The organism is Flavobacterium flavipigmentatum (assembly GCF_020911905.1).
GTDB classification, from domain to species: domain Bacteria; phylum Bacteroidota; class Bacteroidia; order Flavobacteriales; family Flavobacteriaceae; genus Flavobacterium; species Flavobacterium flavipigmentatum.
Window position 1 is genome coordinate 1,865,117 of the sequence record NZ_CP087133.1, and the last position, 14,363, is coordinate 1,879,479.

At 36.2% G+C, this 14,363-nt stretch carries 14 protein-coding genes; 2 read left to right on the forward strand and 12 right to left on the reverse strand.

From position 1 onward, the window contains the following. Positions 1–32 precede the first annotated feature (32 nt). The gene (aceA, locus tag LNP22_RS08425; protein WP_229976143.1) at positions 33–1,313 is read left to right on the forward strand and encodes an isocitrate lyase; all 1,281 of its coding nucleotides are present in this window, start codon (positions 33–35) and stop codon (positions 1,311–1,313) included. Between the two features lie 173 nt (positions 1,314–1,486). Here the strand turns inward: aceA and LNP22_RS08430 are convergent, their stop codons facing one another. From LNP22_RS08430 to LNP22_RS08470, 9 genes are all read right to left on the reverse strand, one after another. Next, a complete protein-coding gene (locus tag LNP22_RS08430) occupies positions 1,487–2,062 on the reverse strand; it encodes a Crp/Fnr family transcriptional regulator (RefSeq protein ID WP_229976144.1) in 576 nt (191 codons plus the stop codon). Continuing rightward, on the reverse strand, positions 2,062–2,379 hold the full coding sequence (locus LNP22_RS08435; protein ID WP_229976145.1) for a DUF6370 family protein: 318 nt from the start codon (positions 2,377–2,379) through the stop codon (positions 2,062–2,064). The genes LNP22_RS08430 and LNP22_RS08435 overlap by 1 nt, the downstream gene beginning before the upstream one ends. A 3-nt stretch (positions 2,380–2,382) precedes the next feature. Further along, positions 2,383–3,543 carry a formate-dependent phosphoribosylglycinamide formyltransferase gene (purT, locus tag LNP22_RS08440; protein ID WP_229976146.1) on the reverse strand — a complete coding sequence of 387 codons (1,161 nt, stop codon included), beginning with the start codon at positions 3,541–3,543 and terminating at the stop codon, positions 2,383–2,385. A 10-nt stretch (positions 3,544–3,553) separates the two neighbouring features. Then, complete coding sequence (locus tag LNP22_RS08445; protein ID WP_229976147.1) at positions 3,554–4,027, reverse strand: hypothetical protein; 474 nt, start codon at positions 4,025–4,027, stop codon at positions 3,554–3,556. A 399-nt stretch (positions 4,028–4,426) separates the two neighbouring features. After that, positions 4,427–6,301 carry a peptidase U32 family protein gene (locus LNP22_RS08450; RefSeq protein WP_229976148.1) on the reverse strand — a complete coding sequence of 625 codons (1,875 nt, stop codon included), beginning with the start codon at positions 6,299–6,301 and terminating at the stop codon, positions 4,427–4,429. A 133-nt stretch (positions 6,302–6,434) separates the two neighbouring features. After that, positions 6,435–6,698: a hypothetical protein gene (locus tag LNP22_RS08455; RefSeq protein WP_229976149.1), complete on the reverse strand. Its 264-nt coding sequence runs from the start codon at positions 6,696–6,698 to the stop codon at positions 6,435–6,437. Positions 6,699–6,859: 161 nt separating this feature from the next. Then, complete coding sequence (locus LNP22_RS08460) at positions 6,860–7,321, reverse strand: ferritin-like domain-containing protein (protein ID WP_229976150.1); 462 nt, start codon at positions 7,319–7,321, stop codon at positions 6,860–6,862. 308 nt (positions 7,322–7,629) lie between these two features. Beyond that, the gene (locus LNP22_RS08465) at positions 7,630–8,820 is read right to left on the reverse strand and encodes a pyridoxal phosphate-dependent aminotransferase (protein WP_229976151.1); all 1,191 of its coding nucleotides are present in this window, start codon (positions 8,818–8,820) and stop codon (positions 7,630–7,632) included. A gap of 93 nt (positions 8,821–8,913) precedes the next feature. Next, a complete protein-coding gene (locus LNP22_RS08470; RefSeq protein ID WP_229976152.1) occupies positions 8,914–10,008 on the reverse strand; it encodes a fatty acid desaturase family protein in 1,095 nt (364 codons plus the stop codon). Between the two features lie 107 nt (positions 10,009–10,115). Here LNP22_RS08470 and rsmG point away from each other — a divergent pair, with 107 nt between their 5' ends. Then, entirely contained in the window at positions 10,116–10,745 is a 630-nt protein-coding gene (gene rsmG, locus LNP22_RS08475) for a 16S rRNA (guanine(527)-N(7))-methyltransferase RsmG (RefSeq protein WP_229976153.1), read from the forward strand. 107 nt (positions 10,746–10,852) lie between these two features. On the opposite strand, the gene pruA is transcribed toward rsmG, so the two are convergent. From pruA to LNP22_RS08490, 3 genes are all read right to left on the reverse strand, one after another. After that, positions 10,853–12,478 carry an L-glutamate gamma-semialdehyde dehydrogenase gene (pruA, locus tag LNP22_RS08480; protein WP_229976154.1) on the reverse strand — a complete coding sequence of 542 codons (1,626 nt, stop codon included), beginning with the start codon at positions 12,476–12,478 and terminating at the stop codon, positions 10,853–10,855. Positions 12,479–12,632: 154 nt separating this feature from the next. Continuing rightward, on the reverse strand, positions 12,633–13,019 hold the full coding sequence (gene apaG / locus LNP22_RS08485) for a Co2+/Mg2+ efflux protein ApaG (protein ID WP_210664681.1): 387 nt from the start codon (positions 13,017–13,019) through the stop codon (positions 12,633–12,635). Positions 13,020–13,100: 81 nt separating this feature from the next. Next, on the reverse strand, positions 13,101–14,360 hold the full coding sequence (locus LNP22_RS08490; RefSeq protein ID WP_229976367.1) for a type IX secretion system plug protein: 1,260 nt from the start codon (positions 14,358–14,360) through the stop codon (positions 13,101–13,103). Between the last annotated feature and the right edge of the window lie 3 nt (positions 14,361–14,363).

The window sequence follows — 14,363 nt, forward strand, 5'->3', positions numbered from 1 at the left end:
ATGCTTTACTAATCAACTTAACTATATTATTTATGAAAACAACAGAAGACAGAATTCAGGAATTGATTAACGATTGGATTACGAACCCGAGATGGAAAGGTGTTGAACGTCCCTATACGGCTACAGAAGTAGTGAAACTTCAGGGATCGTATCAAATTGAGCATTCTATTGCCAAAATGGGAGCGCAAAAATTATGGAGAAAGTTAAAAAGTCAGGATTATGTTGCTGGTTTGGGTGCTTTAACTGGAAATCAGGCCATTCAGGAAGTTGATGCTGGCCTGGAAGCGATTTATTTAAGTGGATGGCAAGTAGCCGCCGACGCTAATTTGGCGGGAGAAATGTATCCAGATCAATCGTTATACCCAGTAAATAGTGTGCCGATGGTCGTAAAGAAAATAAATAGTGCCTTGTTGCGAGCAGATCAGATTCAGGTAGTAAACGAGGTTGAAGATAAAAAAGATTATCTGGTTCCGATTGTGGCGGATGCCGAAGCTGGTTTTGGAGGTAATTTAAATGCTTTTGAATTAATGAAATCGATGATAGAAGCAGGAGCGTCTGGTGTTCATTTTGAAGATCAATTGAGTTCTGCAAAAAAATGTGGGCATTTAGGAGGCAAAGTTTTGGTACCAACACAAGAGGCGATTAATAAATTGATTGCAGCTCGATTGGCGGCAGATGTTATGGGAGTTTCGACATTGATTGTAGCAAGAACAGATGCTGATGCAGCCAATTTATTGACAAGCGATGCTGATCCAAGAGACACTAAATTTATTACGGGAGAAAAAACCAACGAAGGGTTTTTCTATGTAAAAAGCGGTATCGAACAAGGAATTGCAAGAGGTTTGAGTTATGCACCTTATGCCGATTTGATCTGGATGGAAACCAGTAATCCTGATTTGGTATATGCAAAAAAGTTTGCTGATGCTATGAAAAAAGAGTTTCCTGATAAAATGTTGGCTTACAATTGTTCGCCTTCTTTTAACTGGGCGGCAAAATTATCAGTGGCAGAAATGGAAACTTTTAGAGAAGATTTGGCGGCTATGGGATACAAATTTCAATTCATCACTTTGGCAGGATTCCATGCTTTAAATACCAGTATGTTCGAATTGTCTAAAGCTTACAAAGAGCGCGGAATGGCGGGTTATTCTGAATTGCAGGAAAGAGAATTTGCGTTGCAGAAAAACGGATTCAGAGCGGTAAAACACCAAGCTTTTGTTGGGACATCATACTTTGATGCTGTACAAAATACGGTAACTATAGGAAAATCGACAACCACGGCAATGAAGCATTCTACAGAGGTGGAACAATTTTAATTCATAAAGAGCACGGCTGTTTAGCCGTGTTTTTTTTTGCCACAGATTTCACAGATTAAAAGGATTAAAAAAATGTTGCCACGAATTTCAAGAATTCACACGAATTTTAATTCAATCTGTGAGTCAATATAATTCGTGGAAATTTGTGAAATTCGTGGCAAATAAACAAAACTTTATTTCTTCAAAAGTCGCGCTTTCATTTTACTAAAAAATTCGGGTGTAACACCAATGAAAGATGCAATTTGCTTTTGAGGTACTTTATGGACCAGCGTTCCGTATTTGGAGCAAAATTTCTCAAATCTTTCTTCAGCAGGTAAACTTAAATTATCCATTAAGCGCTGCTGATTGGCAACCAAAGAATTTTCGATTAAAATTCTAAAAAAACGCTCTAATTTTGGAATCTCAAGATACAGCTGTTCCTGATTTTCTTTAGAAATAGAAACCACTTCGGCATCTTCTAAAACTTCGATAAAAAGTTGCCCAGGTTTTTGCGAAAAATAGCTGTACATGTCGCTCATCCACCATCCTTGGCAAGAAAAGGCAAGAACATGCTCTACAATATTATCATTGATATTGAAGCTTCTCAAAATACCAGAATTCACAAAATACGAGTGTTTGCATACTTCACCAGCGTTTAGTAAAATGGTTTTTGCTTTGTAAAAATGTGTTTCAGTTTTTGATATAAAAAGTGCTTGTTCTTCTGGAGTTAGCGAAACTAGTTTAGCAATATTTTCGAGAATTAAAGCCATTATTTTTCTTTTATCAAGGTAAATGAAGTTGCTTTGAAGCGATTGTTTTCGATTTTTCCGGTAACAGAAGCTTTGCTAATGGCATTGCAAAAACCATCTTTCGCATGTGCATCACCATGTTGATCGATTTTTGTACCATCAACAAAATAAGACTCTCCATTGATGCGAACGGCTAAATCACAACCATTGCCTTTCATACCAAATTGACATTCGCCGCAAGCTGCTTCTACGATTTGAGGTTTTTCTTTTGTTTTATTGTCTTGTGCCTTAGTTGCAATTCCGATAAAAAGGAATAGTACAAAGAGTGTTTTTTTCATTTTTTATGAATTTACGGTTATTAATTTTGAAGCTGTTTTGGCGCGCTCTACCACATTTTCGATTGGAGTACCCAAAGTATCATGACTTAATACAACGCCCATTCTGCGGTAAGGTCTTGAGGTTGGTTTTCCAAAAATTCTAAAGTCGGTTTTGGGTAAAGCGGCTACTTTTTCGATTCCGGTAAAAGTAGGATTATTAGAATCTTCAGATGCTAAAATTACGGCACTTGCTCCAGCTTTTTCAAGTGTAATCTCAAAAATAGGCAACTTCAAAATGGCGCGCAGATGCAGCTCAAATTCGTTAAAATTTTGCGTTCCCGCCAAAGTAACCATTCCGGTGTCGTGCGGTCGAGGGGAGAGTTCAGAGAAATAAACGCCTTCGTCAGTCAGGAAAAATTCTACCCCAAAAAGTCCTGCACCTCCCAAAGCTTCGGTAATTTTTTCGGCCATATCCTGCGCCTCATACAAATCGGCATCAGAGACTTTTGCAGGCTGCCAGCTTTCTTGGTAATCGCCACGTTCTTGTCTGTGCCCAATGGGAGCACAAAATAAGGTTGGATTATTGTTTTGGGTAATGGTCAAAAGTGTAATTTCTGAATGAAAATTTACAAAAGCTTCAACAATTACTTCAATTACATCGCCACGAGAGCCTGCTACAGCATATTGCCACGCTTTCTCGATATCGCTTTCTGTTTTAATGGTTGATTGTCCTTTTCCGGAAGAAGACATTAAAGGTTTTGCCACACATGGTATTCCGACTTCCTGCACGGCTTTTTGCAATTCTTCGGCAGAAGTTGCGTATTGGTATTTGGCTGTTTTTAAACCTAATTCTTTGGCTGCCAAATCACGAATGGCTTTACGATTCATGGTAAAGTTTGCCGCTTTCGCTGAAGGGACTACGGTAATGCCTTGTTTTTCGTAATCATAAAATCGTTCGGTGCGAATGGCTTCTATTTCGGGAACGATAAAATCGGGTTTATGTTTGGCAACAATTCGGTCAAGAGCTTCCCCATCGAGCATGTTAATGACTTCAAAACCGTGCGCAACCTGCATTGCGGGAGCATTTTCGTAACTATCAACCGCAATTATGGTTTGTCCGATTCGTTGTGCGGCAATGACAAATTCTTTGCCTAATTCGCCTGAACCTAGAAGTAGTATTTTCATTTTGTTTAGTTTAATATTGAGATTTTAAGCTTTGTTTTACAATTATGATACTACTAAAAATGGTTAATACAATTAATGTAACCGACACGGATAAAATCATTATTAATGAAAATAGAATTTCATAATAAAATTGTGAATGCAAAGCAACTGACGTTCCATTAAGTAATGATCCAATAATATAAATTGTAAAAAGAGCTATGATTATTTTGGAACTTACTTCAAATGTAAATTGTGAGCAAGCTTCATATTTAGTTGTTTGAGTTATTGAAGAACTTATATTTTTGCCTGATTTCCAAAATATAAAAACTATAAAGGATGGAAATATAATTCCCCAGAAAATAGTGCTGCCATTAATGCCAAAGTCAGCTATCAATTCTAATGGTAAGATAAAAAAAGCATTAGAAAAAATTAAAAATGGAAAAATAGAGCAAACCAAAACGCCGGCAATAATTGAGTATATGGCTATGCTATTTTCCGGTCCCATTTGATTTTAGTTTTGTGAGTAAAGATAAAAAAACGAAATTTATTCTCACGCAGATTTTGCAGATTCGGCGGATTTTTATTTAATAGCAACTTTAATTTTAGATGAAGTAATCATATAGTTTGTCATTTCGACGAAGGAGAAATCTTCGTGAGAAGCTCGACAAAGATTGGATTCTCGTTGCGGAGTTACTTGTGGAGATTTCTCCTTCGTCGAAATGACAATATTGTATAAATGTAATTATGAATAAAAGTTCTTGTTAAGCTGTTTGCGTGAGGGATAGAAGCGGAAAGCCCACAGCCTGACGAAGGAAGAGCTAGGACTTGTAGCGGATAGCCCGACCCTTGTGGTCACGCCCAAAATAAAAAAACCGACACTTTATAAAAGTATCGGTTTTGTATTTTAATGAAGATGATCTTCTTCAATTTCAAATTCTGCATCTTTTTCCCAAATCTCCATTTCGCAAGGTTTGCAGTTGAATTTTAATTTGTATTCTAATTCGCCTTGTTTCAGTACCAACGGTTCTTTTACTTTGACACCAACTATGTCTTTTTGGTGTATAGGGCATTTTTTTAATTCGTATTTAATGCAATATTTCGTTGTCATTACACGCGATTTTCCCGGATCCCATTGCAGTTCAAAAGCTTTTTCGATTTCGGTTACACCGTGACGCTCGTAGAATTTACGTGCCGTTTTGTTGGAAACGTTGTACATAAAATCTAATTTGGTTTCTGGGTAAGGATGTGAAGTTTTGACTAATTGGTGCTCTTCGCGTTTGTAGTTGGCCAAACGAACTTGGGTAAGTTGATCGTAAACTGTTCTTCTCATTTCGTTGATTTTTGAAATAGGAAGGAACCAGTTTTGAGAAAACATCACATTGATTTCATCGGCAGTGTAAGGTGTAAAACCTGTTTTTGCCAGTTGTATTTTGATGTTTTCTTCGATTGATTCGCCGGTTTTAGTTTGTTCTTTTGAATGTTCTAAAGTCACGATGCTTATATTTCCGTCTTCATCGGTTGCAGTAAGTTCGAAACCAGTTTCGTTTTCGGTTAACGCTAAAGTTGTGCTAATTTTTCGAACTGCGCTGTCTTCTCTTTCTACAATTTTGATGAAAGCAGCATCGTTATTTCGGTAAATAAAAGTGCCTGGTTGTATTTCTTTTAAAACGTTTGGATATATTTTACCGTTTTCGGCTTTGTTGACGTAAATTCCGTCTGCTTCGTTATTTTCATTGATAAAACAAAGTCCGTCACCGTTGTTTAATAACTCGCCGTTTTCTATTTCGTAAGCATTTCCGGTAGTTTGGATCAATTTTCCAATATATTGGCCTTTTGATTTTGGGCTTTCCCAAGAGCCGATAGAGTTGTGCCTATCGTTTACAAAATAATCGGTGTAACCACGATTAAAAGTTCTGTTTAAAGAAGAATCGAAGGTAAAAGTACATTTTCCGGAAGAAGCTTTTGTGTATTTTTCGCTTCCTTCTCCTTCTAGAAAGCTATCTAATTTTTGACGCAGATACGAGACATTATTTTTTACGTATACAATATCCTTTAGTCGGCCTTCAATTTTAAAAGAGCAAATTCCAGCTTCGATTAGATTCGGAATTTGGTCTGAAATATCTAAATCTTTTATCGAAAGTAAGTGGCTATTTTTGATTAATGTTTCTCCGTTTCCATCGATTAAGTTGTAAGGTAAACGGCAGTTTTGAGCACAAGAACCGCGATTGGCACTGCGTTCTCCATTAGCGACACTCATGTAGCAATTTCCGCTAAACGACACACACAAAGCGCCTGTGACAAAAAATTCTAGTTCAACATCTGCGTAATCGCTTATTTGTTTTATTTGGTGTAAGTTGAGTTCGCGGGCCAAAACCACACGTTTGATTCCGGCATCTTTCAGGAATTTAATTTTGTCGGCATCACGATTGTTGGCCTGGGTACTAGCATGAAGTACGATAGGAGGCAAGTCCATTTCCATGATTGCCATGTCCTGAATAATCAAGGCATCTACGCCAATATCATACAACTGATAAATCATTTGGCGACAGGTTTCGAGTTCGTTGTCGTACAAAATCGTATTCATTACCACAAAAACCTGAGCGTTGAATAAGTGTGCATATTGTACCAAAGAGGCAATATCTTCGATAGAATTGGTGGCATTAGACCGTGCGCCAAACTGCGGAGCGCCAATATAGAGTGCATCTGCACCACTATTTATGGCAGCGATTCCCTGAATCAAATCTTTAGCTGGAGCTAATATCTCAATTTTCTTCTTCATTTTTAAAACTTTAGCTTTTCGCGAATGCACGAAAAAAGTGTGCAAAGTTCTTATAATTTATTTGAGTTTGCTAATGCTGAAGTGACTTTTTTTGAAATAGTTGTATAAAATAGAAGCACAAAATAGAAGCACATTATTTATCGTCTCTATCCAGATGTTCTTTTTGGTCTAATTCTTTTTTTCGTGGCGATTTTTCTTCATAACCTAAATTGGTATTGCCTTCAGTCAAAGGATCAATTTTTCCTTTATCCAGATCCTCGATCAAATCGGTTGGAATAGGGAATTCTTTTTTATCAGGAGTTGTTGAAGCGTCTTTTTGTGTCGCATTGTCATTGTCGCCCAAACGCTCTTTCTGACTTTTTTCGTCATTGTTTGTGGTGCTGTATTTTTTATCCATGATTTTTTATTTTTGTGAATTGTGTTTTTAACTGATTTATTTTCAATTAATTATAGGTTATTTTTGTATGTTTCTATCACTGAAAATAAGTGGTAAGCCAAAAAAACTACTTGATATCCATTTGTTTATCAAGTAGTTTTTTACCGTTTCAGAAAACTGATTTAGGATAGCAATTTTTTTGCTTTAATTTTGATCAAAGTATTTTGAATGCTGTTTAATTGTTTTGAAACAATTGCAATTTGCCCAGTCGGAAGATCTTTTTCTTCTAAAACCATTTTGTATTTTTCGATAGCTGCTTCTTCGCCTGTAATACAAGCATTGATAATGGCCTCGGTATCACCACTTGTAAAAGAAGATTTGATATCGATCCAGGCACGGTGTAGAGCTCCTAGTGGTCCGCCACCTGCAGTGTCTGTTGATTTTCCTAATTTGTTAATTTCGTCTTGCAATTCTACAATAAAAAGTGCGCGCTCACGAGCATACTCTAAAAAGTCGGTTTTTATAGCTGGGCTACTTACTTGTTCGGCAGCATTTGTATAACCTAATTTTCCATCTTCCAGTATTGCAATTAATCCGTTTAATGTGCTCACTGTTTCTTTTGTAGTTTCCTCTGTATGTATCATAATACTAATTTTAAATTAATGTTATTACAAAGATGAGGTTTTATGGAGGCTGGTTTATTATAGAATTACAATGTTGATTTATAAGATTATAGAATGGAAATTTTGAAACTCAATATCTCTTTTTGAGGGATATGTCTTATAAGTTGGTTCGGGTTAGGGATGGGAGCGGTATCCTTTTTCTGGCTTTTTAGCCAGGAAAAGATATAGCGGACAGCCCGGCCGGAGGCAACCCCATAAAAAAACGGCTTAAAGTATAAAGTGATGAAACTCTATATCTTAAGCCGTTTGTAGAAAAGTTATGTAAGTTGTTATGCAACCAAAGCTTCTTTGATTCTGCGTAATGCTTCTTTTAAGATGTCGTTGCTTGTTGCGTAAGAGAAACGAATGCAATTTGGATTTCCGAAAGCGTCGCCTGTTACAGTTGCAACGTTGGCTTCTGCTAAAAGATACATTGATAAATCGTTGGCATCTTTAATTTCGGTTCCTCTTAGTGTTTTTCCGAAGAAAGAAGAAACGTCTGGAAAAACGTAAAAAGCGCCTTCTGGAACGTTGATTTTTACACCAGGAATTTCTTTTAATAATCCCACGACTAAATCTCTACGGCTGTGAAACGCCTGAACCATTTCGTTTAATACGCTTGGGTCTGCATCGACAGCAGTAATGGTAGCGCGTTGTGCGATAGAATTGGCTCCTGAGGTTACTTGTCCCTGAATTTTTGTACATGCTTTTGCAATAAATTCCGGAGCTCCAATGTAACCAATTCTCCATCCCGTCATAGCAAAAGCTTTTGCTACACCGTTTACAGTGATTGTTTTTTCCAGCATTCCCGGGATAGAACCGATGCTGCAGAAAGTTCCTGAGAAATTGATGTGTTCGTAGATTTCGTCTGCAACTACATATATGTTTGGATATTTTTCTAAAACTTTTGCAAGTGCAGTAAGCTCTTCTCTGCTGTAAACAGACCCAGAAGGGTTGCAAGGAGAGCTAAACCACATCATTTTGGTTTTTGGTGTAATGGCAGCTTCTAATTGTTCTGGTGTAATTTTGAAATCTGTTTCTACAGATGTTGGCACTTCCAACGGAACTCCTCCTGAGAGTTTTACGATTTCGAAATAAGAAACCCAGTAAGGTGCTGGCAAAATAACTTCGTCACCATCGTTTAGCATTACTTGCGCAATGTTGTATAAGGATTGCTTTGCTCCTGTAGAAACTACGATTTGGGTTGGTTTGTATTCTAATCCGTTGTCTCTTTTAAATTTTCTACAGATAGCTTCTTTTAGGTCCTGATATCCATCAACTGGAGAATAAGTACTGTAGTTTTCGTCAATAGCTTTTTTTGCAGCTTCTTTTATAAAATCAGGCGTATTAAAGTCGGGCTCGCCTAAACTTAAACTGATAATATCTTTTCCTTGTGCTTTTAATTCGCGCGCTAAAGCAGCCATTGCTAATGTTTGTGAAGTCGCTAAGTTGTTGATTCTGTCCGAAAGAATGTGATTCATTTTGTAGTTAATTGCGGTTTAATATTGTGTTGAATGTATTTGTAGCAAAGCATAATTATGCATCGCTACAATACACTATTTTGTCATGATAAATTACGCTAGTTCAGGTTTCATTCCAAGATCTTTCAAATGCTTGTAATGTGCTACAATAGCGCTTCTCATGGTCTTGAACTCATAATAAGGCAAGTTGCATTCTTGTGCAGTTTCTTTTACAATTTCTGCAATTTTCCCGTAGTGAACATGACTAATATTTGGAAAGATATGATGCTCAATTTGATGATTTAATCCACCAGTAAACCAGTTTACAATTTTGTTTTTTGGTGCAAAATTAGCTGTCGTGTACAATTGGTGAATTGCCCAGGTGTTTTCGATTTCTCCATTTTCGTTCGGAACCGGATTAGAGGTTTCCTCCACAACGTGTGCCAATTGAAAAACAATACTTAAAATCAGTCCGGCTGTGTAATGCATTACAAAAAATCCGATTACAACTTTCCACCAATAGACTCCTAAAGCCATTGGTAATACCATCCAGATTACTGCGTAGATAATCTTTGTGATCACCAAAACTGTCCATAATTTGGCAGGACTTTGTGGCGTTCCGTATGATAATTTTCTTTTTAAATAATTTTTCATTTGTTTAAAATCGGTAGTCAAAGACCAGTTAAAAGTCAATAATCCGTATAAAAAGAAAGAATAATAATGTTGAAATTTATGAAAACGATGCCATTCGGCATTTTGTGTAAAACGAATGATTCTTCCTGCGTCTAAGTCTTCATCATGACCGTGTATGTTGGTGTAGGTGTGGTGCAGAACATTATGTTGTACTTGCCAGTTGTGTACATTTCCGGCCAAAATATAGATGCTTCCTCCCATGATTTTGTTAATCCATGATTTAGAAGAATAAGAGCCGTGATTACCGTCATGCATTACGTTCATGCCTATTCCTGCCATTCCAATTCCCATTAAAATATTCAGTAATAGTTGGCCCCAAAAAGGCATATCAAGTGTAAGGATTAAAAAATAAGGTGTTAAGAAAATAGCAAACAAAATCACTGCTTTAAGGTGAAGTTTCCAATTTCCGGTTTTTTGGATGTTATTTTCCTTAAAGTAATTGTTTACTCGAGAGTTAAGTGTTCTGAAAAACTTTAGATTGTCTTGCTTTGCAAATGTTGGTGCCGTATTATTCATAAAAAAATTAAATAGTTTTCAAAGGTAATTATTATAAATTTTCAATTTACAAAATTGAGTTAAATATTTTAATAGTAAAGTAGTACTTTTGTTAAAAAAATAGAGCAATGGACGAGATTCTGAAATATTTTCCTGATTTGAACGACATTCAAATCGAACAATTTCAAAAATTAGATTTTTTATACCATGATTGGAATGAAAAGATAAATGTTATTTCACGTAAAGATATTGATGCCTTATATACCAAACACATTTTGCATTCACTTGGAATTGCAAAAATAATGAAGTTTGAGCCAGGAGCTACTGTTCTTGACGTAGGAACTGGCGGTGGTTTTCCGGGAATTCCGCTGGCCATTTTGTTTCCCGAAACCCGTTTTTACTTAATTGATGTAATTGCAAAAAAAATAAAAGTGGTTCAGGGCGTAGTAGATGCCTTAGAATTGAAAAATATAAAAGCTGAGCAAAAACGTGCCGAATTGGTAAAAGGAGATTTTGATTTTATAGTTAGTCGGGCTGTGACCAATATGCCTGATTTTGTTTCCTGGATTCATGATAAAATCAAAAAGCAACACAAACATACCCTAAAAAATGGAATTTTATACCTAAAAGGAGGAGATTTAACCGAAGAATTGGCCTCTTTTCCTAAAGCTACTTTATATGATCTGTCAACAATTTTTGAAGATGAATTTTTTGAAACTAAAAAAGTTGTGCATTTGCCATTGAAGTTTCAGGCTTAGAAAAGATAGTTTTAAAGTCGAAAGTAATGAAGTAAAAAGCCGAATCTTTAATTAAGATTCGGCTTTTGTATATTGACAAAGTCAGTTTAAGACTTTTGACATTAAGACTAACCTAAAAACGGATATCTGTAATCTTCCGGAGTTACAAAAGTCTCTTTTATTGTTCTAGGCGAAGCCCAACGCAATAAGTTCAATGCAGAACCTGCTTTATCGTTAGTTCCTGAAGCTCTGGCACCACCAAAAGGCTGCATTCCTACAACAGCTCCTGTTGGTTTGTCATTGATGTAGAAGTTACCCGCAGCATTTTGCAATTTGGTTGTAGCTACCTCAATTGCATAACGATCCTGACTGAAAACAGCTCCCGTTAAAGCATACTCAGAAGTAGTATCTACCAATTCTAAAGTCTCTTCCCATTTTGCATCTTCGTATACGTAGATGGTAATAACAGGGCCGAATAATTCGGTTTCCATGGTAGTATATTTTGGGTTGGTTGTTACAATAACCGTTGGTTCAATAAAATAACCTACAGATTTATCATAATTCCCTCCGATGATGATCTCTGCGTCAGCATCTTTTTTAGCCTGATCAATAAAACCGGCCAATTTATCAAAAGAACCTTCGTGAATAACCGCTGTAATAAAGTTTCCAAAATCTTCTGGAGAACCCATTTTCATTGATTTTACATCTGTAATCAATTGTTCTTTTACAGCTGGCCATAAACTTTGCGGAATGTAAGCTCTTGAGGCTGCAGAACATTTTTGACCTTGAAATTCAAATGCACCACGAGTAATTCCTGTTGTCACTTGTTTTACATTTGCGCTTGGGTGTGCAATGATAAAATCTTTACCACCAGTCTCACCAACGATTCTTGGATATGTTTTATAATGATGAATATTGGCTCCAATTTTTGCCCAAATGTCTTTGAATACGTGAGTTGATCCTGTAAAGTGAACTCCCGCAAAATCGCGACTTGCCAAAACAGTATCTGTAATCATTAGAGCGTCTCCAAAAACAACGTTGATAACGCCATCAGGAACACCTGCTTCTTTAAAAACTTCAATAATAATTTTTGCAGAAAAAACTTGACTGTCACTTGGTTTCCAAACGACCACGTTCCCCATCATTGCTGCGCTTGCTGGAAGATTTGCTGCAATAGCGGTAAAGTTAAAAGGCGTAATAGCGTAAACAAAACCCTCAAGAGGTCTGTATTCTAAACGATTCCATGTTGTAGAGTCAGATTTCGGCTGGTCTCCGTAAATTTGAGTCATAAATTCTACGTTATAACGTAAAAAGTCGATCAATTCGCAAGAAGCGTCAATTTCTGCCTGATGAATATTTTTAGACTGACCAATCATAGTCGCTGCATTAATGCGGGCTCTGTAAGGGCCAGCAATAAGTTCGGCCGCTTTTAAGAAAATAGCAGCACGTTGTTCCCATGCCATATTTGCCCATGCTTTTCTTGAATCAAGTGCGTTTGCAATTGCTTTTTCAATATGTTGTTTTTCAGCTAAGTGGTAGGTTCCCACAATGTGTTTGTGATCGTGCGGAGCTGAAATTGTTTTAGTGTTTCCAGTTTTAATTTCTTCACTACCAATGTACAAAGGAACATCTATTGTAGAGTTCCACATGGAAGTATAGGCTGCCTGAACAGCGGCTTTTTCTGGTGAATTCGGTGCGTAACTTTTTACAGGCTCGTTTACCGCTTTTGGTACATGAAAGAATCCTTTTAGCATGTTATTAAAATTAGATAATTAGACAATTTATGAGCAAGAGGATTCGTTTTGTTACGAAAAATCTAATGCAGCACAAAAGTACAAAGTACAAATTAATAATTTGACAATTTTATGATTAAGATAACGATAAAAAAGATAGTTTTTGAATAAAGCCTTAGTTTATGGCAAAAGGAGCACACATTCTAAAGGTAGGAACAATTACCTTAAAGATTTTGGTGGTCGTAAAATTAATCATATTAAAATGACCTTTCATTGCGCCATAAGGAGATGATAAGAGGCAACCTGAACTGTAAGTATGATTTTCTCCCGGTTTAAGAACGGGTTTTTTACCGATAACTCCTTCTCCGTCAACGACTTCTAGGTCGTTTAAGGAATCGAAAATTTCCCAGTGACGAGAAGTTAGTTGTACCGAATCTTTGCTGTGGTTTTCTATGGTAACCACATAACTAAAGGCAAAATGAATCTTGTAGTTCTTGAAGTAAGTACCTTCAAAACTAGTTAGAACCGATATCTTTATGCCTCTTGTAATTTGAGAAACCATACTAATGTAGTATATATGTGTGCGTTATAACTGCAAATTTACAAAAAAAAATGATTCGATCGAAATCCTTTTAACAATGTTTTAATTGATGATATTGATCGAGTTAGCATTCCCTTTTCCAATAATGCGCTCATATCGGTCATTACTTTCTCTGTAATACACCAAAATAGTGTACTCATTTTCGGTTTGGTAAAAGTTTCCGTCAATGGCATTTTCGTAATCAACTTGTCCATTTTTATCCGCTATCGTAAACTGAAAATTAGTAAAACCTTGTTTGATCATGACTGCTTTTTCGTAGTTGCCTTTTTCTGAGTTGTAATCCATCTTGTACTCGGGTGTCAAATTGTAATTATTAAACATTCCGGTGATATAAATGTCTTTGTTGAGTCTAAAAGCGGGTGCCGAGAGACTAAAGTAAACCCACGCATAATCCGCTTCGATAGCGTTATCAGAGCCGTTGATGTTTTTAACCAAAAAATTTCCATTTATATCTTGGTTTAAGGTATAAATAAGGTTTGCTCTGGCTGGACTTGTGAATAAAAAAGAGCTGTAAATGTCACTATTCAAACCCACTTTTCCAATGTTATTGCTAACTGCACGAATGTCTTTGTTCTCAAAGTATAAATATTCATTTCCGGCCCAGAATTGTGTTTCGGCATCATATTTATAAACCAATTGATTGCCTAAAGTATATTGTGGAACGATATTTTTTATAGAAGTACTGAAGTCTCCATTTTGCATCAAAAATATTTTTATACTTTTTATAGGATTTTGAAAGACAATATCGTTAGAATTTACGGTAAAATCAAGATTATGTTTATGATCAATATTACTAAGGTTTCGACTTCGTTTGACCTGAGCGCTAACCGTTGCACGATTTTCGTACAATAATAACTTTCTCGAAAAAACAACTTCTCTGTCTTCGTTTAAGATCTTCAGCATATAGTTACCCGAAATACGCAATTGAGTCGTAAATTGATTAGGAAAAGATAGTTTGTAATGTGAATAATTTTGAAGCGTATTGAATGAATTCAAATAATTCATAATCCTTTGATTATCCATTCCTGCGATGTAATCATTCTTCAGAATATCGGTTGGTTTCCAGTTATAGTCGCAATGAATGATTTCAAAATAATAATTAGCCTCATTGCCAAATAAATCATCAAATTGCAATTCAAATTCAGAACCTAACTCAAAAATAGGCACAACATTATTGCCGTTTTGAACAAATGTCACTGTTTTGATATTGTATGGTGGAGCAACTTCGGTCTGTATTACCTGAGCAGTAGCCGAAGAAAAAATAAAAAGCAGCAGTATTTTTTGATACAAAAATTTTACCATCAT